This window comes from Serratia sp. CoH_122_TC_1, from assembly GCF_058191755.1.
This window is the reverse complement of record NZ_JBXWLA010000001.1, coordinates 39,030-58,985: the sequence shown is the minus strand read 5'-3', so window position 1 is coordinate 58,985 and position 19,956 is coordinate 39,030. Positions and strand designations below refer to the sequence as shown.

The window sequence follows — 19,956 nt, the reverse complement described above, 5'->3', positions numbered from 1 at the left end:
AGGACAAAGGGACGGCATAGTCTAATGCCGTCTCTTGTCTAATTCGCGATACGTCGTGAAGTTTCAGCCAACGTTGAGGGCGGAGACAGCACTCTGTCCAACACTTCGGCCTCCAGTTCTGCCAATTTACGCGATCCTTTTCGGCGTGGTCGCGGCAGATCAATGGTCAAATCCAACCCGATGCGTCCTTCCTCAATTAAAATCACCCGATCTGCCAGCGCAATGGCCTCACTGACATCATGCGTCACCAATAGCACGGTGAAACCATGCTGTTGCCATAGCCCTTCGATCAGCCCCTGCATTTCAATCCGCGTTAACGCATCCAAGGCCCCCAAAGGTTCATCCAACAGCAACAGGCGTGGACGGTGGATCAGCGCACGTGCTAAAGCCACCCGCTGTTTTTGGCCGCCGGACAGTGCCGCGGGCCACTCATTGGCGCGATCGGCTAATCCCACTGCGTTCAATGCGTGTAACGCGTCTTCTCGCCACTGGCCCCGTAACCCGAGTCCGACGTTGTCGATCACCTTTTTCCAAGGCAGCAGGCGCGCATCCTGAAACATCAGACGTGTATCCTCTCTGGCGCTGGCGAGCGGTGCAGTACCGCTCAGCAATGCGCCGCTGGTGGCTTTCTCCAGCCCGGCCATCAGACGTAACAGCGTGCTTTTTCCGCAGCCACTGCGACCGACGACGGCGACAAACTGGCCAGCGCTGATGCGCAACTGAATATTTTCTAGCACCGTGCGGTTGCCGTAGCGCTTGGCAATGGACTCCAGCGTGACTGGGGTACCTTGGGGAATACGGGCGGGAGCCGTCATAGCGCTTCTCCTTGTTTCAGTTGGTAGGCCGGATGCCAGCGTAACCAGACGCGTTCCAGCAGTTGTGCACTGACGTCAGCCAACTTGCCGAGTAAGGCATACAGCACAATGGCGACCACCACGACATCTGTCTGTAAGAATTCACGGGCATTCATCGCCAGATAGCCGATCCCCGAGTTGGCTGAAATGGTTTCCGCCACGATCAGCGTGAGCCACATAAAACCTAAGGCGAAACGAACGCCGACTATGATCGAAGGCAGAGCACCCGGTAAAACCACCTGGGTAAATAACTGGAAACCGCTCAGGCCATAGCTGCGCGCCATTTCAAGCAGGCCGCGATCGATATTCTTGATGCCGTGATAAGTGTTGAGATAGATAGGGAAGAGGGTGCCCAACGCGACCAGAAAGATCTTGGCGGACTCATCGATGCCAAACCACAAAATCACCAGCGGGATCAGCGCCAAATGCGGCACGTTGCGGATCATCTGCACGGAACTGTCCAGCAGGCGTTCGCCCCAGCGTGACAGGCCGGTAATAAAACCCAGCACAAGCCCAATGCTGCCGCCGATGCTAAAGCCGATCAGTGCACGCCAGCTGCTGATTGTCAGGTGTTGCCACAGCTCACCGCTTTTGGTCAGCGTCCAAAAGGCGGTAACGACGGCGCTTGGTGCCGGCAGAATGCGGTTCGACAGCCAGCCCGCCTCAACGGAGATTTGCCAGATAACCACCAGCGCTATCGGCAATGCCCAAGGGGCGAGACGATGCAAGATACGTTGTGTGCCGTTTGCCATAGTGCGGCTCCTCAGCTTTGCGACGCTTTTTGCGGAATATAGATATTGGCCACCACTTCTCCCTGCGCTTTGACCGGTCGGCGTTGAGTGGGCGCTTCGTTTTCAACCAGGTCAAGATGGGGGAACAGCAGTTCACCTACGCGGTAGGCTTCTTCCAAATGTGGATAACCGGACAAGATAAAGGTATCGATACCCAGGTCAGCATATTCCTGCATACGTGCCGCCACCGTCGGACCATCACCAACCAGTGCGGTACCGGCTCCGCCACGCACCAGGCCAACGCCAGCCCACAGATTGGGACTGATCTCCAGATTGTCTTTCTTGCCGCCGTGCAATGCCGCCATGCGTTGTTGTCCAACGGAGTCAAATCGGGCAAAAGCCTTCTGTGCGTCGGCAATCGTCTTCTCATCGAGATTGGCGATTAACCGATCGGCGGCCCGCCAGGCTTCTTCTGTGGTTTCACGTACGATCACGTGCAGGCGTATACCAAAACGGACCTTGCGGCCTTTGGCCGCCGCTTTGGCACGCACATCGGCGATCTTTTCTTTAACGTGCTCCGGAGGCTCACCCCAGGTGAGGTACATTTCAACCTGCTCGGCTGCCAGATCCTGCGCGGCGGCGGAAGAACCGCCAAAATAGAGCGGTGGGCGTGGCTGTTGTACCGGTGGGTACAGCAGTTTTGCGCCCTTTACCTGAATATGTTTGCCGTTGAAATCGACGGTTTCGCCTTCCAGCACCTTGCGCCAGACGTGGGTGAACTCTGCGGAGGCCTCATAACGCTCTTCGTGATTTAAATGCAGGCCCTCCGCCGCCAATTCCTCAGGATCGCCGCCGGTAACCAGGTTAAAGAGTGCACGGCCATTGGAAAGGCGATCCAGCGTCGCAGCCTGACGCGCTGCCAGCGTGGGTGAAATGATGCCGGGTCGTAACGCCACCAGGAACTTCAACCGTTGAGTGACCGGGATCAGTGACGCTGCCACCAGCCAAGAGTCCTCGCATGAACGGCCGGTCGGGATTAATACACCGCCGAAACCCAGTCGGTCAGCTGCTTGGGCGATTTGCTGTAAATAGCCGTAATCGACACTGCGGGCACCTTCAGTACTGCCCAGATAGTGGCCGTCACCATGAGTGGGTAAAAACCAGAATACGTTCAGGCTCATTGTAGGTTCTCCTAAATTATTGTGCGCTTGGGTGCCAGATGCGCTGAGAAATGTCGACTTTCACGGGCACCAAATGATTGGCATAAAACAGATCGGCAGTTTGCTGCTGAGCGGCAATGGTGTGTGCGTCTAAAGGCTTAATCGACGTCGGCGGGCGGTGATCCAGATAGGCGGAGATCACTTTCTCCGGCAGGCCCATCGCGTTTGCCAACAGTGTGACGCTTTGCGCCCGATCGCTGCGGGTCAGTGCATCGGCCTGTGTCAGTACATCGAGCACGTGTTGAATGAACGGCCCGTAAGCTTCGGCATAAGGGCGCACGGCAAGGTAGAACGAGCCGGTTTGATTAAGGTCGGTACCGTCACCCAGTACTCGCACGCCACCCTGCAACAAGGCAGCGGAATAGTACGGATCCCAAATGGTCCAGGCATCGACGTTACCTTGTTGGAAGGCGGCGCGGGCATCTGCGGGAGTCAGATAGATAGGCTGAATATCGGTGAATTTCAGCCCTGCTTTTTGTAGTGAGCGCAACAGCAAATTGTGGGAGCTGGAACCCTTCTGAAAAGCGACTTTGCGGCCCTTCAGATCCGCGACGGTTTTGATTGGGCTGTTTTCCGGCACCAGGATCACCTCCGCCTTGGGCTTTGGTGGTTCCACACCGACATACAACAGGTCTGCACCGGCGGCCTGGGCGAATATCGGTGGAATATCCCCCGTACTGCCTAAATCGATGCTGCCCACGTTCAGCGCTTCGAGCATTTGCGGACCGGCGGGGAATTCGATCCAACTGATTTTGGTATGAGGAAACCGTTGTTCCAACAGCTTGTGGGACTTAGCCAATACCAGGCTAATCGATCCTTTTTGGTAGCCGATGCGGAACTGTGCCGGATCCTGAGCGTTGGCCGTATTGATCCACGCCAGTGAGATGATGCCTGCCAATGCGCTGGTACCCAGCCAACGTCCCAGAGAAGAAAGTCGTTTCATGCGTATTTCCTTATATGCTGTGCTGTCAGGCGGTTTGGCGTGTAAGCAGGGTCGGGGAGATCTTTACCCTTGGGGGTTTACGGCGACCGAGGGCCAGATAAAAGCTTTCCAAGGCCTCCTCCAACCTGGCTGCCAGGTTCTCGGACAGGGTGACCTTTTCACCGTCCAGCACGATCTGGCTGTCATCGGCAAACACCCCGTGCAACACCTCCTGAGCTTTCAATGCCGCCAGCACGGGTTTTAAGGCGTAATCCACTGCCAACATATGGCCAATGGAACCGCCGGTGGCTAGCGGCAATACCACCTTATGGTCCAGCGCGCGTTCGGGCAGCAGGTCCAGCAGTGTTTTCAGTGCACCGGAAAATGATGCTTTATACACTGGCGTAGAGACCAGCAGGCCATCAGCCTGCGCCAGTTGCTCAGTGAAGGCTTTGATTGCGGGGCTGTTAAAGTTGGCATACAGCAAATCCTCGGCGTCAAAGTCGTGCAGGGTGTAGGGGATCACTTCCACGCCTTGCTGTTGTAACCAACTTTTACTCAGGGAAAGCAGTGCCGCTGATCGTGATGGGATACGAGGACTGCCGGCCAGTGATATAACGCGCATTGCCACTCCTTATAACTAAAAGTTAGGTTTAATGAGTAAATTATCGAGAAGTGTTTTAAACCTATCAGCAAAAGGGCGGGTTACTTAAATCTCATTTTTTGATTTTGATATGCGCAAATACGGATTGGCGGTGGTTTGAACCCTGGCGAGGGAAAACGGTTGCGTAAAAAACGCTTTTTTTGCTTTTAATCAATTCCAATTGGGCAGGGGATACCGGATAATACGCCCCCGGTTTGCAACCGGGAAATCAGGAGAGTACATGTACTACCCCCTCATCAGAAAAGCGCTGTTCCAGCTCGATCCCGAGCGTGCGCATGAATTGACTTTTCAACAGCTTCGCCGTGTTACCGGCACCCCGTTAGAATTCCTTATTCGTCAGGCAGTGCCGACCAAGCCGGTAAGCTGCATGGGGCTCTCTTTTAAAAACCCATTGGGTTTGGCCGCCGGTCTGGATAAAGACGGTGAATGTATCGATGCCTTCGGTGCTATGGGTTTTGGCTTTGTCGAAGTCGGGACTGTGACGCCGCGCCCGCAGTCGGGGAATGATAAACCGCGTCTGTTCCGCGTTGTGGAAGCTGAAGGGTTGATCAACCGCATGGGCTTTAATAACCAGGGTGTTGATAATCTGGTTGAAAACGTTAAGAAATCTCATTTCGGCGGTATTCTGGGGATTAATATTGGCAAGAATAAAGATACCCCGGTTGAGCAAGGAAAAGACGATTATCTGATCTGTATGGATAAAGTGTATCCGTATGCCGGTTATATCGCGATCAACATTTCGTCACCCAATACTCCGGGATTACGTTCTTTACAGTACGGAGACGCGTTGGACGATCTTCTGGCCGCGATTAAAAATAAGCAGCAGGAATTGCATGCGCGCCATCACAAATATGTGCCAGTCGCTGTTAAGATCGCACCGGATCTTTCTGAAGAAGAATTGATCCAAATAGCCGACAGTTTGGTTCGCCATAATATCGATGGTGTGATCGCGACCAATACCACCCTGGATCGAAAATTGATCCAGGGGCTGAATTATTGCGAGCAAATGGGGGGCCTAAGTGGTCGTCCATTACAAGCGAGCAGCACCGACGTGATACGCCGTTTGTCACACGAACTGCAAGGGCGTTTGCCGATCATTGGTGTTGGCGGAATTGATTCCCTGATGGCGGCTCGTGAGAAAATGGCAGCTGGGGCTTCCTTGGTGCAAATTTATTCCGGATTTATCTTCAAAGGTCCGCGCCTGATTAAAGATATCGTTAACTACATCTAATATTTTTCCTTTCATTTTCGGCCGGGGGTTTATTTCTTCTCCCGGCTCGTCTATATTTTGTCCACTAGCATAAATATCGTTCGCGGAATTATCCGATGTTTAAGCGATTTTAGCGGTGATAAAATCACCTTTTAGGTAAATACAGCGTGGCATGGGCAGCAGAAGGATAAGAGATGAAGATAAAACCTGACGATAATTGGCGTTGGTATTTTGACGCCGAGCACGATCGGCTAATGCTGGATTTAGCTAATGGTATGATCTTTCGTTCGCGTTTCCCTGCCAAAATGTTAACGCCTGATGCTTTCGATGAATGCTCTTTTTGCGTGGATGATGCGGCGCTTTATTTTAATTATGAAGAGCAGTGTAAACAGATAAAACTCAGCCACGAGCAACGTGCAGAACTGGTATTAAATGCCCTGGTGGCTTATCGGTTCTTGAAACCCTTGATGCCGAAAAGCTGGCATTTTTCTCAGCAACATTATCCGTTGCAACCCAAGAATGGTGAGCTTGCGGCGGTGAAGGTGATGGAAAGCGGCGTTGAAGCCCGCCTGCTGGTGGTAGAAGCCGGCGATAACGCCAGCCTGTGCTTGCTGGCACAAAGCCAACTTTCAGTTGCAGGTCGTACCATGGTCCTGGGCGATGCCATCAAAGTCATGCACGATAGACTTAAACCCTGTGCGCAGGATGAGGCCTCAGCCCCGGCTTACGACAGGGCGGTATAAGGCCGATTACGCCAGCGTCAGATCGCTTTTTGGAATACAGCTGCAGCAGAGAATGGTGCCATTGTTGGCTACTGCGCTTTTCTTCAGCGGTGCCACTTCCCCACTGACCAAGGTGATGCGACAGCTCCCGCAAATACCCGCACGGCATGAATAAGGCACGCGGAGCCCTTGCTGTTCCAACTGCTCCAACAAAATCTGCTGATTATTGCCGGTAAACACCTTTCCTTCGTATTCAATGGTAACGCTGTGCGCACTGTCCTGCGGTGCCTGAAGGCTTTCAACGACTTTACCCGCGCCATAAGGGCGTGCAGGTTTAGTGGACAAGACTTCCACCGTATCGCCAACGCGGATAATACCGCTGTTGCGCGCCACCATATTTTGGCCAAAATCGACATCGCCGTTGTCAGCAGTGCGGAATTTCTGCAGGGTGCTGAGTGGTTCACCGCTCGGATGCTTACGGCCGCGTTCGGTGCTAACGGTAGTCAGTACACAGCGGCTGCAGGGTTTTACCAGATCAAACATGACGTCACCGACGCGGATCACCTGCCAACCATCTTCTGCCCACGCACTGGCACCCGTCACCACGAGATTGGGGCGGAATTGCTCCAGTTTGATACTACCTGGGCAGCGCTGTTGCAAATCGTTGAATGAGGCTTCGTTAATCAGCAGATAAGGGTAACCGTCGGCGAAGGAAAGGGGGATTTCCGGGTGCTTTTTAACGCGACGGGTGAGTTCTGGGCCGAGCCAGCGCAGCTGCACGTCGCGCTGAAAGTAACCGCTTAGCCAATCGTTAATGGGCTGCGGTGCAATCAAGGCGGTGAAATGGTTGCCCCAGACCTCTGTCGGCTGTGCCTCGGGGGCGAAATCACTGAAGCGGATGGCGGCGCTTTCGCCGTCCGGCGCGGTCAGGAACAGCCCATCGGGGAGCAGTGCTGGAGTGAACATCACCATCTGCGGATATTGGCGCGCCGTAATAAAGGTGCCATCCGGTTCGGTGATCATAAAAGTGCGATCAAAAGCCAGACCGCTACTGGAAACTTGCGCGTGAGAAAGCTGCAAACCACGAAGCGATTTCACCGGATGAACGTAGAGTTTCGAAAGCGTAATCACCCTTATCCCCGTGCGATTATTAAATAGAAGGGAGCAACTTTATGACAAGCGGTCTGGATTAGCTATAATGCGCAACAATTTTCTTTTTGGTGATAAGTACGATATGAACTCTCTGTTTGCCAGCACGGCGCGTGGACTGGAAGAACTGTTAAAAAGCGAACTGGAAGCGCTGGGCGCTCACGCCTGTAAAGTAGTGCAGGGTGGGGTACATTTTCAGGGTGACGATCGTCTTCTGTACCAAAGCTTGCTGTGGAGCCGTCTGGCCTCACGTATTTTGCTGCCGCTGAATGAATTCCGTGTGCACAGCGATCTGGATCTGTATCTGGGCGTACAGGCGATTGACTGGACGAACATTTTTGGCGTGGATAAAACCTTTGCCGTTCACTTCAGTGGCGTTAACGAAGAGATCCGCAACAGTCAGTACGGCGCGTTGAAAGTTAAAGACGCCATTGTCGACAGCTTTACCCGCAAGATGGATCAGCGTCCAACGGTTGCCAAACAACAGCCGGATATCCGCGTCAACGTGTTCCTGCAGCGCGATATGGCCAGCGTAGCGCTCGATCTGAGTGGTGAGGGCCTGCATCAGCGCGGTTACCGCGACCTTACCGGCCAGGCACCGCTAAAAGAAAGCCTGGCGGCGGCGATTGTCCAGCGTTCCGGCTGGCAGCCAGGTACCCCGATGCTGGATCCCATGTGCGGTTCAGGCACGTTGTTGATCGAAGCGGCCATGATAGCTTCGGATCGTGCACCAGGCCTACACCGCCAGCACTGGGGCTTTACCGCCTGGAATGGCCACAACGCCGATCTGTGGCGTGAAGTGATCACCGAAGCGCAGGTGCGTGCACGTCGCGGTTTGCAGGAAACCACTTCGCGTTTCTTTGGTTCTGACATTGATCGCCGGGTGATAGAAATGGCCCGCGGAAATGCCCGTCGTGCCGGCGTTGCTGAACTGATCACCTTTAACGTCAACGACGTTGCCAAACTGACCAACCCGTTGCCGGAAGGCCCGACGGGCACCGTGATTTGCAACCCGCCTTACGGTGAGCGCCTGGAAAGCGAACCGGCACTGATCGCCTTGCATAATATGCTGGGTCGGATCATGAAGAGCGCGTTCGGTGGCTGGCAGTTATCGCTGTTCAGCGCTTCGCCAGAGCTGCTGAGCTGTTTGCAGTTGCGTGCTGAGCGCCAGTTCAAGGCTAAAAACGGCCCGTTGGACTGCGTACAGAAAAATTACCAACTGGCGGAAAATCCACAGGGTACTGGTGGTGTGCAGGTAGCGGAAGATTTTGCTAACCGTCTGCGCAAGAACTTGAAGAAGCTCGATAAGTGGGCCAAACAGCAGGGTATTGAGTGTTATCGCTTGTATGATGCTGACTTGCCGGACTATAACGTGGCCGTGGATCGCTACGGCAGCAAGGTCGTGGTGCAGGAGTACGCACCGCCAAAAACGATTGATGCGCAGAAAGCTCGTCAGCGTCTGTTCGATGTGATCAACGCCACGCTGGCAGTGCTGGAGCTGCCTTCCAATCAGTTGATCCTCAAAACTCGCGAACGTCAGAAGGGCAAGAATCAGTACGAAAAACTGGCGCAGAAAGGCGAGTTCCTGCTGGTGGAAGAGTTTAACGCCAAACTGTGGGTTAATTTGACTGACTATCTCGATACCGGGTTGTTCCTTGACCACCGTATCGCCCGCCGCATGCTGGGTGAAATGAGCAAAGGCAAAGACTTCCTCAACCTGTTTGCTTATACCGGCACTGCCAGTGTGCATGCCGGTCTGGGCGGTGCGCGCAGCACCACCACGGTGGATATGTCGCGTACCTATCTGGAATGGGCCGAGAAAAACCTGCGGGTTAACGGTCTGACTGGCAAACAGCACAGATTGATCCATGCAGACTGCCTGTCATGGCTACAAAATGCCGACGAACAATTCGACGTGATCTTTATCGATCCGCCGACCTTCTCCAACTCCAAGCGGATGGAGAATACCTTTGACGTTCAGCGCGACCACCTGGTGCTGATGCAAGATTTGAAACGGTTACTGCGTCGTAACGGGACCATTATGTTCTCGAATAACAAACGCGGTTTCCAGATGGATATGGCCGGCCTGAGCGCATTGGGTCTGGAGGCGAAAGAAATTACCGCCCAGACCCAGTCACAGGATTTTGCCCGTAACCGTCAAATTCATAACTGCTGGCTGGTTACCCATGCCGGCGAAGGAAAATAATTACTATGTCGTTAATTAGCATGTCCGGTGCCTGGTTGTCCTTCAGCGATGCACCGCTTTTAGATAACACCGAAATTCATATTGAAGACAACGAACGTGTTTGTCTGGTTGGGCGCAATGGCGCCGGTAAGTCCACGCTGCTGAAGATCCTCGGTAAAGAAATTCCGTTGGATGACGGCCGGGTGATTTATGAGCAAGATCTGATTGTGGCGCGTCTGCAGCAGGATCCACCGCGCAATATCGGTGGCACAGTCTTCGACTTTGTGGCGGAAGGCGTGGCCGAACAGGCGGAACACCTGAAAGCGTATCATGCGATCTCGCATTTGGTGGAAACCGATCCAAGCGAAAAGAACCTGACGCGCATGGCGCAGATTATGGAGATCCTCGATCACCAGGGTCTGTGGCAGCTCGACAGCCGTATCAGCGAAGTGCTGTTGCAGTTGGGTCTGAACGGCGATGCAGAGCTTTCTTCTCTCTCCGGCGGTTGGTTGCGTAAAGCGGCGCTGGGCCGCGCACTGGTGAGCTCCCCGCGCGTGCTGTTGCTTGATGAACCGACCAACCACCTGGATATTACAACGATTGACTGGCTGGAAGGGTTCTTGAAGGAATTCCAGGGCAGCATCGTGTTCATTTCCCACGACCGTTCCTTTATCCGTAATATGGCAACGCGCATTGTCGATCTCGATCGCGGCAAGCTGGTGTCCTGGCCGGGTAACTACGATTTATACCTGCTGAGCAAAGAAGAAGCGCTGCGAGTGGAAGAGCTGCAAAACGCAGAATTCGACCGTAAGCTGGCGCAGGAAGAGGTGTGGATTCGTCAAGGCATCAAAGCGCGCCGCACCCGTAACGAAGGCCGTGTACGTGCACTGAAGGCATTGCGTAACGAGCGTTCGGAACGCCGTGAAGTCATGGGCACCGCCAAGATGCAGGTGGAAGAGGCTGTACGCTCTGGCAAGATCGTGTTTGAGATGGAAAACGTTAACTATCAGGTTGGCGGTAAAGTGCTGGTGCGTGATTTCTCAGCGCAGGTACAGCGTGGTGACAAAATTGCGTTAGTCGGCCCAAATGGCTGCGGTAAAACGACGCTGCTGAAACTGATGCTGGGGCAGTTGAAAGCCGACAGTGGTCGCGTGCATTGCGGGACCAAGCTGGAAGTCGCTTACTTCGACCAACACCGTGCCGAACTGGATCCGGAACGTACGGTGATGGACAACCTGGCAGAAGGCAAGCAGGAAGTGATGGTCAACGGCCGTTCCCGTCACGTGCTGGGCTATTTACAGGACTTCTTGTTCCACCCGAAACGCGCGATGACACCGGTGAAAGCCTTGTCAGGTGGGGAGCGTAATCGCCTGTTGCTGGCCAAGTTGTTCCTGAAACCAAGTAACTTATTGATTCTCGATGAACCAACCAACGATCTTGACGTCGAAACGCTGGAGTTGCTGGAAGAGCTGATCGACGGTTATCAAGGCACCGTGCTGTTGGTGAGCCACGATCGTCAATTCGTTGATAACTCCGTGACCGAGTGCTGGATCTTTGAAGGTAACGGTGTGATCAGCACCTTTGTCGGCGGTTACTACGACGCACACCACCAACGTGCGACGGCAAAACCGATCCGTCAGGTAGCGGCCGAGCAGAACAAGCCGGCGGCGGAAAAAAAGGCTGAACAGTCGAAGAAACCTGCCGTTAAACTGAGCTATAACTTGTTACGTGAGCTGGAACAGTTACCGCAGCGTCTTGAACAGTTGGAAACGGAAATTACAGCGTTGCAAGCGCAAATGAGCGATGCGGACTTCTTCACGCGTCCCCACAGTGAAACACAGCAGGTACTGACGGCACTGGCCGCAGCCGAAGGGGCGCTGGAAGAGGCGTTTGCCCGCTGGGAAGAGCTGGAAGCGATGAAAAACGGCTAACCGCTGAGAATACCGCCCGCGCGCTGCTGCGGGCGGTATTGCCGTACCGGTGAGCTACGTTGTTAAGGAGGATTATGGTGTGTTCCCACGAGAATCACGAGCAGCACAGCCACGCAACGCACGTACAACAGCAACAGGACAACCTGATGCTGTGTCCGCAGTGCGACATGCTGGTGGCATTGCCGCCGCTGGCCTATGGTTCAAAAGCGGTATGCCCGCGTTGTAAAACGACGCTCAGCTCCCGCTGGGATGAACCGCGTAAGCGGCCGATCGGCTACGCCCTCAGTGCATTGTTCATGCTGTTGCTGGCGAATATTTTCCCTTTTATTAATATGCGTGTTGCCGGTCTCGGTAACGAAATCAAACTGATCCAGATCCCGCAGGTGATGGTGGCGGAAGACTACGCCAGCATGGCCACGCTGTTTATGGTGTTCGTTCAACTGATCCCGGCATTTTGCATGGTGGCGATCATTCTTTTGTGCGCCAGGGTACCTATTCCTATCGGCCTGAAAGAGTGGATGGCCAAACTGCTGTTCCAGTTTAAAACCTGGTGCATGGTGGAGATTTTTCTGGCCGGGGTGCTGGTCAGCTTCGTTAAGCTGATGGCTTACGGTGATATTGGCGTAGGCAGCAGCTTTGTGCCTTATTGCCTGTTTTGCCTGTTGCAGGTGCGAGCTTTCCAGTGCGTCGACCGCCGCTGGTTATGGAATGATATTGAACCGGCGCCGCGACACGATCGTCCCATGACGGTAGGCCGTATCGGATTGCGCCAGGGCTTGCGTTCGTGCCAATGCTGCACGGCGATCTTGCCGGCTGAACTGACCCGCTGCCCACGGTGCCATACCAAGGGCTACGTTCGCCGCCGTCACAGCCTACAATGGACGTTGGCACTGCTTGTCACCTCGATCATGCTGTATCTTCCGGCGAATTTGCTGCCTATCATGGTCACTGAGGCGCTGGGTAATAAAATTACCTCAACCATCATGGCTGGGGTGATCCTGCTGTGGGGAGAAGGCTCTTATCCGGTGGCGATGGTGATCTTCATTGCCAGCATCATGGTACCCTCATTGAAAATGTTGGCGATTGGCTGGCTATGTTGGGATGCCAACGGCAGGCATAAACCCCGGGCCGATAGCGAACGGATGCACCTGATTTATGAAGTGGTTGAGTTCGTTGGCCGCTGGTCAATGATCGATGTGTTTGTGATTGCCGTACTCTCGGCATTGGTACGGATGGGACAATTGATGAGTATTTACCCGGCTACTGGCGCGCTGTTGTTCGCCATGGTGGTGATCCTCACTATGTTTGCTGCCATGACGTTTGATCCCCGCCTGACGTGGGATCGCGTAAATGAAACGATAAAAAAGGAGCCGCAAGGTGACGGAAAATAATCATAACGTCGCGGACGTTGAAAAGATCAAGCGCTGGTCGCCGGTGTGGATTATCCCCATCGTCACTGCGCTGATCGGCGCCTGGATCCTGTTCTACCATTTTAGCCACCAAGGCCCGGTCGTGACATTGGTCACCACCACCGCAGAAGGGCTGGAGGCAGGGAAAACGAAAATAAAAAGCCGCAGTGTCGACGTCGGTATTGTGGAGACGGTCACGCTGAGCGAAGACTTGAGCAAGGTTGTGGTCGAGGCGCGCCTTAATTCCGGTATGGAAAAACTGTTGCGCCAGGACTCGGCTTTCTGGGTCGTGAAGCCACAGATTGGCCGCGGGGGGGTTTCCGGTCTGGGCACGTTGCTTTCCGGTGCCTATATCGAGCTGCAACCGGGCAATAAAGGCAAAGCAGGCAAGAGTGACTATCAACTGCTGGATGCACCGCCATTGGCGTCTCCAGATGCCAAAGGGTTGCGCATCATACTGGACAGCGAAAAATCGGGTCAGTTGAATGCCGGTGACCCCGTGCTGTTCCGCGGTTACCGTGTCGGCTCGGTAGAGACCAGCTATTTTGATCCGAAAATGCGTGCCATGCGTTATCAGCTGTTTGTCTCCGCACCTTATGATCAACTTGTGACCAGCAATGTTCGCTTCTGGAAAGACAGCGGCGTGGCCTTTGATATGTCCGCGCAGGGCATGCGAGTAGAAATGGGCTCATTGGCGACCTTGTTCAGCGGCGGCGTCAGCTTTGACGTGCCGGACGGCTGGGATCGCGGTGAGCAGGCGAAAGAGAAGACGGAATATCAGCTGTTCGATAACCAACGCAGCATCCAGGATTCGCTGTACACCGTACACAAAGATTACCTGATGTTCTTCTCCGATTCGATTCGCGGCCTGCAGCCGGGTGCGCCAGTCGAGTTCCGCGGCATCCGTTTGGGTACCGTGGCGCAGGTGCCATTCTATAAAGAAGGCATGATGCAACGACTGGATAACGATTATCGTATTCCGGTCCTGATCAGGATCGAACCGGATCGCTTCCAGAAACAGCTGGGTGGCAATTTCGATATTGAAGGGCATCTGAAAGATGCTGAAGCTCGTGGGATGCGCGCCGCGTTGAAGTCAGCCAACCTGCTGACCGGTTCACTGTATATCGATCTTGATTTCTACCCGCAAGAAAAAGCCTGGAAAGGGCCGCGCGAGCTGTTCGGTTACCCACTGATGCCGACCACCAGCGGCGGTCTGGCGCAGATCCAACAGAAACTGATGCAGACGTTGGATAAGATCAACGCGATGCCGTTAAATCCGATGATCAATGAGGCGACCAAAACGCTGGCGGAAAGCCAGAAGACCATGAAGTCGACACAGCAGACCATGCAATCGCTGAACGACATCATTGCCAGCAAAGAAATGAAGGCGCTGCCGCAGGATATGCAGAAAACGCTGCAGGAACTGAATCGCAGCATGAAAGGCTTCCAGCCAGGTTCACCGGCCTACAACAAGATGGTCGGCGATATGCAGCGTCTCGATCAGGTGTTGCGCGAACTGCAACCCGTGCTGCGTACCCTGAACGAAAAGAGCAACGCGCTGGTATTTGAAGCCGCGGGCAGTAATGATCCTCAGCCGAAGAAGGCCAATAAATGATGAAATGGATTCCGGTAGCCCTGGCGCTGTTGCTCAGTGCCTGTAGCAGTACGCCACAGAAAACCTACTATCAACTGCCGGCATTGGGTACGCCGGCGCAGGTCAGCGGGGGAGCGACGTCGCGCCAACTGTGGCTGGAGCATGTAAGCGTAGCGGACTATTTGGCACAAAGTGGTGTGGTTTACCAAACCAATGATGTGCAGTACGTGATCGCCCAGAACAACCTCTGGGCCAGTCCGCTTGACCAACAGTTGCAGCAGACATTGGTGACTAACTTGAGCAGCGCGATGCCAGGCTGGGTCGTATCTTCTCAGCCGATGAGCAGCGATCAGGACGTACTTAACGTCAACGTTAGCGGCTTCCATGGGCGTTTTGATGGCAAGGCGATTATTCGCGGCGAGTGGGTGCTGAACCATCAAGGTCAACTGACCAAACGACCGTTCAACCTGGAACTGAAGCAGGGTGAAGACGGCTACGATGCACTTGTGCGAACGCTGGCACAAGGGTGGCAGCAAGAAGCACAGGACATTGCTGCCCAGGCCGGTCGTTTTTAGTCATAATTTGTACTAAAAGAGTCTAATCCCTCCCAACGTGAAATTTTACATTTACAGGTTGGGAGGGATTTTTGTTTTATTTCAATGCATTAACTTATTTTTGGCATATCAGCCACTTAGCAAATTCTACGTGTGTAGTTCACAAATATGACATTGGCGTGAATTTTGCGCATTGATCTTCCCGTCATTTAGCGCTATTGGTTAAACGTGGCTGCGCAAAAAGCAGCCATTGTTTTCTTTCCACCAGACCAAAAAATGAGGGAAACGAGGCATGAAGAGACAGAAACGCGATCGTCTGGAAAGGGCGCATTCGAGAGGTTATCAAGCAGGTATTTTAGGGCGTTCCAGGGAATATTGTCCCTACCAATCATCGGTGGACGCCCGGTCTCAGTGGCTGGGAGGTTGGCGAGAAGCCATGGAAGACAGGGCTGTGACCGCTTAAGCGGCTCCCTGTCAAAAAAAGGAACAACCTCCGCCAAGCGCGGAGGTTTTTGTTTCAGGTACTATTACCCTTGCCAACGTTTCAGCAAAATACTGGCATTCACACCGCCAAAACCAAAGCCGTTCGACAGCGCGTAGGTCATGGCCATTGATTCCGCTTTCTTCGCTACCAGGTGTAACCCTGCAGCAGCCGGGTCTGGGTTGTCCAAATTCAGCGTGGCTGGTGCAATCTGATCGCGGAGTGCCAGCGCGGTAAAAATAGTCTCTAATCCACCAGCAGCACCCAATAAATGACCCGTTGCAGATTTGGTCGAGGTGACGGCTATACCGCCATCTGTACCGAACAGATGTTTAATGGCGTTAATTTCCCCTAAATCCCCCACCGGCGTGGATGTTGCGTGCGCGTTCAGGTGTTGTACCTGTTGTGGCGTTACGCCTGCTTGCTTGAGGGCAATCTTCATTGCGCGGTAGGCACCGTCGCCATCTTCGGCTCCAGAGGTCATGTGATAGGCGTCTGCACTGGTGCCGTAGCCAACAATTTCCGCCAACGGGGTCGCTCCCCGAGCCAGCGCATGTTCCAGTGTTTCAATCACCAGCATGCCGGCACCTTCCCCCATAACAAAACCGTTACGTTCGCTATCAAAAGGTCGTGAAGCCGCCACTGCAGTATCTGCCGGCGCTGTAGACATGGCACGCGCTGCCGCAAAGCCACCCAGACTTACCGTGTCGATTGCGGCTTCTGTACCGCCACATAGGGCGATATCGGCTTCATCGTTACGAATCATACGGACAGCATCGCCAATGGCTTGTACGCCCGCTGCACAGGCTGTCACAGGGGCGCCGATCGGGCCTTTAAACTGGTGTTTAATTGAAACGTGACCCGCTGCCAGGTTCACCAGGAAAGAAGGAATGGTGAAAGGCGACAAGCGTTTGGCACCTCGGCTGTCGGTGGTGCGTACCGCCTGGGCGATGGCTGGGAAACCACCAATGCCGGAGGCGATCACCGTTGCAGTGCGTTCCTGCTTATCTTCGGTGTCTGCTACCCAGCTTGCTTGTTGAATAGCCTCATCTGCGGCTGCCATGGCGAGGAGAATGAAGCGATCCATTTTCTTTTGATCTTTTGGCGCAACAGAACGATCGGGATCGAAGCCAGCCTCGGCATCTTGTTCTAACGAAGGTACCTGGCCACCGACTTTCACTTGCAGGTCAGCAACGATTTCTTCCGGTAATGGGCGAATGCCAGACTGACCCTTCAGCAGACGCTGCCAGATAGCCTCTACGCCGCATCCCAATGGCGAAACGGCACCCATGCCGGTAATGACTATACGACGAGTGTTCATAGTGACTCCTTGGATGATTCTGGGGGGAATGCAGAAAGGTTCTGCTGCATCAGGGCTGCGCGTTGGCGCATACCTTCTGTCGCCGCAGGCCCTGGTGCCAAAGTAATATTATGCAGCGCAACAGGCTGCTGGGTGATGCTGTCGATCAGTTGTACACGTATCGGTTGTCCTGTACGGCGATCGACCAATTCTGCGCTAATACCGTCTTCGGCCAAGTGGGTGTTACCCCAGTGAAACAGCGCAGCAAGCACGGGAAAAAAATCGTTGCCACGCTCGGTGAGCAGATACTCATAGCGAACGGGCCGTGTTTGATAGCGCTGTTTATACAAAATACCGCTTTCCACCAGGCCCTTTAGACGGCGAGTCAATATCGTGGGCGAAAGCCCAAGGCTTTGTTGGAATTCATCAAAGCGGGATAAGCCATGAAACGCATCGCGAAGTATCAGGATACTCCACCATTCGCCGACACGATCCAGAGTGCGGGCTACCGGGCATGGCATGTTATCAAAACGGGTTTTTTGCATGGCACACCTCTCAGTAACTACAATAATTGTAGTTACTATTTAGCCGTTATAAATGTGCGTATATGAAGGCACAACATAATCACGGCGGGAAAATAAACGGCGACCGGGAAGGGCCGCCGTGACTGCGGTTAGAACGCAGCAGTGTCCTTGAACAGGCCCACTTTCAGATCGCTTGCGGTGTAAATGACCTGGCCGTCGACCAGAACTTCACCATCAGCGACACCCATAATCAGTTTACGGATGATCACGCGTTTGAAGTTAATGCGGTAGGTCACTTTCTTCGCGGTTGGCAGCACCTGGCCGGTGAATTTAACTTCACCCACGCCCAGTGCACGGCCTTTACCTTCGCCACCCAACCAGCCGAGGTAGAAGCCGACCAATTGCCACATGGCATCCAGACCCAGGCAGCCCGGCATCACCGGATCGCCGATAAAGTGGCAACCAAAGAACCATAGGTCCGGATTGATATCCAGTTCCGCTTCCACATAACCCTTGTTGTGCGTACCACCGTCTTCGGTCATTTTGACCACGCGGTCCATCATCAACATGTTACCTGCCGGCAACGGTGGGCCACCAGCGCCAAACAGCTCGCCACGGCCGGATGCTTCGAGGTCTTCTTTCGTATAGGAGTCGCGTTTTTCTACCATGTTCTCAGTAAACCTTATTTTATTGAAGGGCGCAGATTAGCTTACACGTGTACGCTGAACAAGTCCGATCAGCCGTGGTTGAACCAGTTAAGCCAGCGAAGCGGCCATGGCCAGCGCCGACGCTCCTGCGGATTCACCTGTGCAATCCGTTCCTGAATGGCAGCTAATAGATTCGGCTGCTGTTCATCAGAGTAGGGGTAACCGGTGAGTAATGGCAAGGCCTCCGCGGCGCTATCGACAGCCCACAGATGGAATTGGCCTTCGCGTACCGCATCGACCACATCCTGGCGTAGACACAGATGGCGCACGTTGGTTGCGGGCAGGATTATGCCCTGTTTACCCGTCAAACCACGGCGTTGGCAAACTTCAAAAAAGCCTTCGATCTTCTCGTTGACGCCGCCGATGGGCTGCACATTACCGAATTGGTCTACAGAACCGGTAACCGCAATTTGCTGTGTGATCGGCTGCAGTGACAGTGCGCTGATCAGTGCACTCAATTCAGCGAGTGATGCGCTGTCGCCATCGACTTCACCGTAAGATTGCTCAAAGACGATTGACGCGGAGAAGGGCAGAGGTTGGTCTAGTTCAAGTTCTGAAATCAGAAACGCCTGCATAATCATCATGCCTTTGGCATGAAGATTACCGCCAAGCTCAGCCTTACGCTCGACGTCGGTGAATTCGCCATCGCCAAGGTGGACGACACAGCTGATGCGAGAGGGCTCACCGAAGCTGCGTGGATGACCTGGATACTCTAATACCGACAGGCCATTGATCTGACCGATGACTTCGCCTTCCGTCTCAATCAGGATTTGGCCCAGCTCAATTTCATCCTGCATGCGTTCGGCAAGGTAGCTTTCACGCCACTCACGCGCATTTAACGCGGCTTCAAACGCTTTGGCGGTGATGCTTTCTTCTTCGGCATACAGTGCCGCTTCAGAAAGCTGCTGGACGAGCCACAGCGGGGATAGTGGCAAGTTACCCTGATCGCCACTGTAACGTACCGCCTGTATCATCAGAGGGTACCAGGCATCGGCTGCCAAAGGCGGTAGTTGCTTTTCATCAATCAGTGCATTGACGTAGCCACACCATTGAACCATGTCATCAACTTCGGTGAGTTGCAAATCTTCTTCGTATTCACCGTAGACTGCCTGTTCGCTCAGTTCCGGCTCAATATCATGGAAATCAGCAAGACCGTGACGATCTCCGACCACGATCAACCGCAACTCCAGCGGCATCGCTGGAATAGTGATTGGTAAAGGACGTGTTTCATCTGGGGAAACCCAGTGGAACTGACGTTGGGTGATCATCTGCTTCAAACGCAACCACAGCAGCGGCTGGGCTAGCAGGGCACGTGCCGACAGGATCAGTACACCGCCATTGGCCTGATGCACCAGGCCGGGTTGCAGGCTGATTTCGCCATTGTGGATCCTGACGCAGCCAAACAACTGTTCTGGTTCAACCCACTCCTGAAATACGCAGGCGCCCCCGGCGGAAAATGGCTCATCACCGCGGCTGGCAGGTTCTACACTTACCTTGCTACCTTGGATCACATAGTGACTGCCCTTGAACGCCATATTGTTAGGTTGCAGTTGCTCAACCGCATGGGCGATCAGCGCCAAATACTCACGCGTCTCCTGCGCTTTCAACAGCATGAAACGCGGTGGCGATTGTGGGTGGCAAAACAGCGTCAGTGCATTTTCCAGACGTGGCTGAATAGAGGCAAAGGACACGGGAGCCAACTGCGCGGCGGTATCAAATATCGCTTGATAAGGCGTAACGTCCGGCAACAGTGATTGCCATTCAAGTCGGTTATTGGTCAAAGTGTTAGATGCAATCGT

General features: G+C 53.9%; 18 protein-coding genes. 8 read left to right on the top strand and 10 right to left on the bottom strand.

The window, feature by feature from the left end:
• Positions 1-38 precede the first annotated feature (38 nt).
• From ssuB to ssuE, 5 genes are read right to left on the bottom strand one after another with little or no spacing between them, the layout of a single operon-like run.
• Positions 39-815 (bottom strand): aliphatic sulfonates ABC transporter ATP-binding protein, encoded by a 777-nt coding sequence (gene ssuB / locus AC2FC2_RS00290; RefSeq protein WP_490658513.1) that lies wholly within the window; start codon positions 813-815, stop codon positions 39-41.
• Positions 812-1,606, bottom strand: coding sequence for an aliphatic sulfonate ABC transporter permease SsuC (gene ssuC, locus AC2FC2_RS00285; RefSeq protein WP_490658512.1), 795 nt, complete (start codon positions 1,604-1,606; stop codon positions 812-814). Before ssuC ends, ssuB begins: the two co-directional genes overlap by 4 nt.
• 11 nt (positions 1,607-1,617) lie before the next feature.
• A complete protein-coding gene (ssuD, locus tag AC2FC2_RS00280; RefSeq protein ID WP_490658511.1) occupies positions 1,618-2,766 on the bottom strand; it encodes an FMNH2-dependent alkanesulfonate monooxygenase in 1,149 nt (382 codons plus the stop codon).
• 16 nt (positions 2,767-2,782) lie between these two features.
• Complete coding sequence (locus AC2FC2_RS00275) at positions 2,783-3,748, bottom strand: sulfonate ABC transporter substrate-binding protein (protein ID WP_490658510.1); 966 nt, start codon at positions 3,746-3,748, stop codon at positions 2,783-2,785.
• Between the two features lie 25 nt (positions 3,749-3,773).
• Positions 3,774-4,352 carry an NADPH-dependent FMN reductase gene (ssuE, locus tag AC2FC2_RS00270; RefSeq protein WP_209632589.1) on the bottom strand — a complete coding sequence of 193 codons (579 nt, stop codon included), beginning with the start codon at positions 4,350-4,352 and terminating at the stop codon, positions 3,774-3,776.
• 259 nt (positions 4,353-4,611) lie between these two features.
• Here ssuE and pyrD point away from each other — a divergent pair, with 259 nt between their 5' ends.
• Positions 4,612-5,622, top strand: a complete 1,011-nt coding sequence (gene pyrD, locus AC2FC2_RS00265; RefSeq protein ID WP_209632590.1) for a quinone-dependent dihydroorotate dehydrogenase — start codon at positions 4,612-4,614, stop codon at positions 5,620-5,622.
• Between the two features lie 173 nt (positions 5,623-5,795).
• The gene (locus AC2FC2_RS00260; RefSeq protein WP_490658509.1) at positions 5,796-6,344 is read left to right on the top strand and encodes a cell division protein ZapC; all 549 of its coding nucleotides are present in this window, start codon (positions 5,796-5,798) and stop codon (positions 6,342-6,344) included.
• Between the two features lie 6 nt (positions 6,345-6,350).
• Here AC2FC2_RS00260 and AC2FC2_RS00255 read toward each other — a convergent pair whose 3' ends face one another.
• The gene (locus AC2FC2_RS00255) at positions 6,351-7,454 is read right to left on the bottom strand and encodes a YcbX family protein (RefSeq protein ID WP_209632591.1); all 1,104 of its coding nucleotides are present in this window, start codon (positions 7,452-7,454) and stop codon (positions 6,351-6,353) included.
• Between the two features lie 103 nt (positions 7,455-7,557).
• Here AC2FC2_RS00255 and rlmKL point away from each other — a divergent pair, with 103 nt between their 5' ends.
• The 6 genes from rlmKL (at position 7,558) to rmf (ending at position 15,608) form a co-directional block, all read left to right on the top strand.
• Positions 7,558-9,678 carry a bifunctional 23S rRNA (guanine(2069)-N(7))-methyltransferase RlmK/23S rRNA (guanine(2445)-N(2))-methyltransferase RlmL gene (gene rlmKL / locus AC2FC2_RS00250; RefSeq protein WP_404760285.1) on the top strand — a complete coding sequence of 707 codons (2,121 nt, stop codon included), beginning with the start codon at positions 7,558-7,560 and terminating at the stop codon, positions 9,676-9,678.
• A 5-nt stretch (positions 9,679-9,683) separates the two neighbouring features.
• Positions 9,684-11,588, top strand: a complete 1,905-nt coding sequence (locus AC2FC2_RS00245; protein WP_209632592.1) for an ABC transporter ATP-binding protein — start codon at positions 9,684-9,686, stop codon at positions 11,586-11,588.
• Between the two features lie 74 nt (positions 11,589-11,662).
• Positions 11,663-12,979 (top strand): membrane integrity-associated transporter subunit PqiA, encoded by a 1,317-nt coding sequence (pqiA, locus tag AC2FC2_RS00240; protein ID WP_209632593.1) that lies wholly within the window; start codon positions 11,663-11,665, stop codon positions 12,977-12,979.
• Positions 12,966-14,612 (top strand): intermembrane transport protein PqiB, encoded by a 1,647-nt coding sequence (pqiB, locus tag AC2FC2_RS00235; RefSeq protein ID WP_209632594.1) that lies wholly within the window; start codon positions 12,966-12,968, stop codon positions 14,610-14,612. Before pqiA ends, pqiB begins: the two co-directional genes overlap by 14 nt.
• Positions 14,609-15,166 carry a membrane integrity-associated transporter subunit PqiC gene (pqiC, locus tag AC2FC2_RS00230; RefSeq protein WP_265555132.1) on the top strand — a complete coding sequence of 186 codons (558 nt, stop codon included), beginning with the start codon at positions 14,609-14,611 and terminating at the stop codon, positions 15,164-15,166. The genes pqiB and pqiC overlap by 4 nt, the downstream gene beginning before the upstream one ends.
• A gap of 271 nt (positions 15,167-15,437) precedes the next feature.
• Entirely contained in the window at positions 15,438-15,608 is a 171-nt protein-coding gene (gene rmf, locus AC2FC2_RS00225; RefSeq protein ID WP_071827009.1) for a ribosome modulation factor, read from the top strand.
• 64 nt (positions 15,609-15,672) lie between these two features.
• On the opposite strand, the gene fabF is transcribed toward rmf, so the two are convergent.
• The 4 genes from fabF to AC2FC2_RS00205 all read right to left on the bottom strand — a co-directional run bounded on the left by fabF (position 15,673) and on the right by AC2FC2_RS00205 (position 19,938).
• Positions 15,673-16,947: a beta-ketoacyl-ACP synthase II gene (gene fabF / locus AC2FC2_RS00220; protein ID WP_490658508.1), complete on the bottom strand. Its 1,275-nt coding sequence runs from the start codon at positions 16,945-16,947 to the stop codon at positions 15,673-15,675.
• Positions 16,944-17,471: a winged helix-turn-helix transcriptional regulator gene (locus tag AC2FC2_RS00215; RefSeq protein WP_490658507.1), complete on the bottom strand. Its 528-nt coding sequence runs from the start codon at positions 17,469-17,471 to the stop codon at positions 16,944-16,946. Before AC2FC2_RS00215 ends, fabF begins: the two co-directional genes overlap by 4 nt.
• 128 nt (positions 17,472-17,599) lie before the next feature.
• Positions 17,600-18,118 (bottom strand): bifunctional 3-hydroxydecanoyl-ACP dehydratase/trans-2-decenoyl-ACP isomerase, encoded by a 519-nt coding sequence (fabA, locus tag AC2FC2_RS00210; RefSeq protein ID WP_012006178.1) that lies wholly within the window; start codon positions 18,116-18,118, stop codon positions 17,600-17,602.
• 68 nt (positions 18,119-18,186) lie between these two features.
• Positions 18,187-19,938 carry an AAA family ATPase gene (locus AC2FC2_RS00205; protein ID WP_209632598.1) on the bottom strand — a complete coding sequence of 584 codons (1,752 nt, stop codon included), beginning with the start codon at positions 19,936-19,938 and terminating at the stop codon, positions 18,187-18,189.
• Positions 19,939-19,956: the final 18 nt, after the last annotated feature.

Bases quoted from the DNA above. Each gene is read 5' to 3' on its own strand.
- ssuC (WP_490658512.1), bottom strand. From the start codon at position 1,606: ATGGCAAACGGCACACAACGTATCTTGCATCGTCTCGCCCCTTGGGCA.
- AC2FC2_RS00215 (WP_490658507.1), bottom strand. From the start codon at position 17,471: ATGCAAAAAACCCGTTTTGATAACATGCCATGCCCGGTAGCCCGCACT.
- fabA (WP_012006178.1), bottom strand. From the start codon at position 18,118: ATGGTAGAAAAACGCGACTCCTATACGAAAGAAGACCTCGAAGCATCC.
- ssuE (WP_209632589.1), bottom strand. From the start codon at position 4,352: ATGCGCGTTATATCACTGGCCGGCAGTCCTCGTATCCCATCACGATCA.
- pqiC (WP_265555132.1), top strand. From the start codon at position 14,609: ATGATGAAATGGATTCCGGTAGCCCTGGCGCTGTTGCTCAGTGCCTGT.
- rlmKL (WP_404760285.1), top strand. From the start codon at position 7,558: ATGAACTCTCTGTTTGCCAGCACGGCGCGTGGACTGGAAGAACTGTTA.
- pyrD (WP_209632590.1), top strand. From the start codon at position 4,612: ATGTACTACCCCCTCATCAGAAAAGCGCTGTTCCAGCTCGATCCCGAG.
- rmf (WP_071827009.1), top strand. From the start codon at position 15,438: ATGAAGAGACAGAAACGCGATCGTCTGGAAAGGGCGCATTCGAGAGGT.
- ssuB (WP_490658513.1), bottom strand. From the start codon at position 815: ATGACGGCTCCCGCCCGTATTCCCCAAGGTACCCCAGTCACGCTGGAG.
- ssuD (WP_490658511.1), bottom strand. From the start codon at position 2,766: ATGAGCCTGAACGTATTCTGGTTTTTACCCACTCATGGTGACGGCCAC.
- AC2FC2_RS00275 (WP_490658510.1), bottom strand. From the start codon at position 3,748: ATGAAACGACTTTCTTCTCTGGGACGTTGGCTGGGTACCAGCGCATTG.
- fabF (WP_490658508.1), bottom strand. From the start codon at position 16,947: ATGAACACTCGTCGTATAGTCATTACCGGCATGGGTGCCGTTTCGCCA.
- pqiA (WP_209632593.1), top strand. From the start codon at position 11,663: ATGGTGTGTTCCCACGAGAATCACGAGCAGCACAGCCACGCAACGCAC.
- AC2FC2_RS00245 (WP_209632592.1), top strand. From the start codon at position 9,684: ATGTCGTTAATTAGCATGTCCGGTGCCTGGTTGTCCTTCAGCGATGCA.
- AC2FC2_RS00260 (WP_490658509.1), top strand. From the start codon at position 5,796: ATGAAGATAAAACCTGACGATAATTGGCGTTGGTATTTTGACGCCGAG.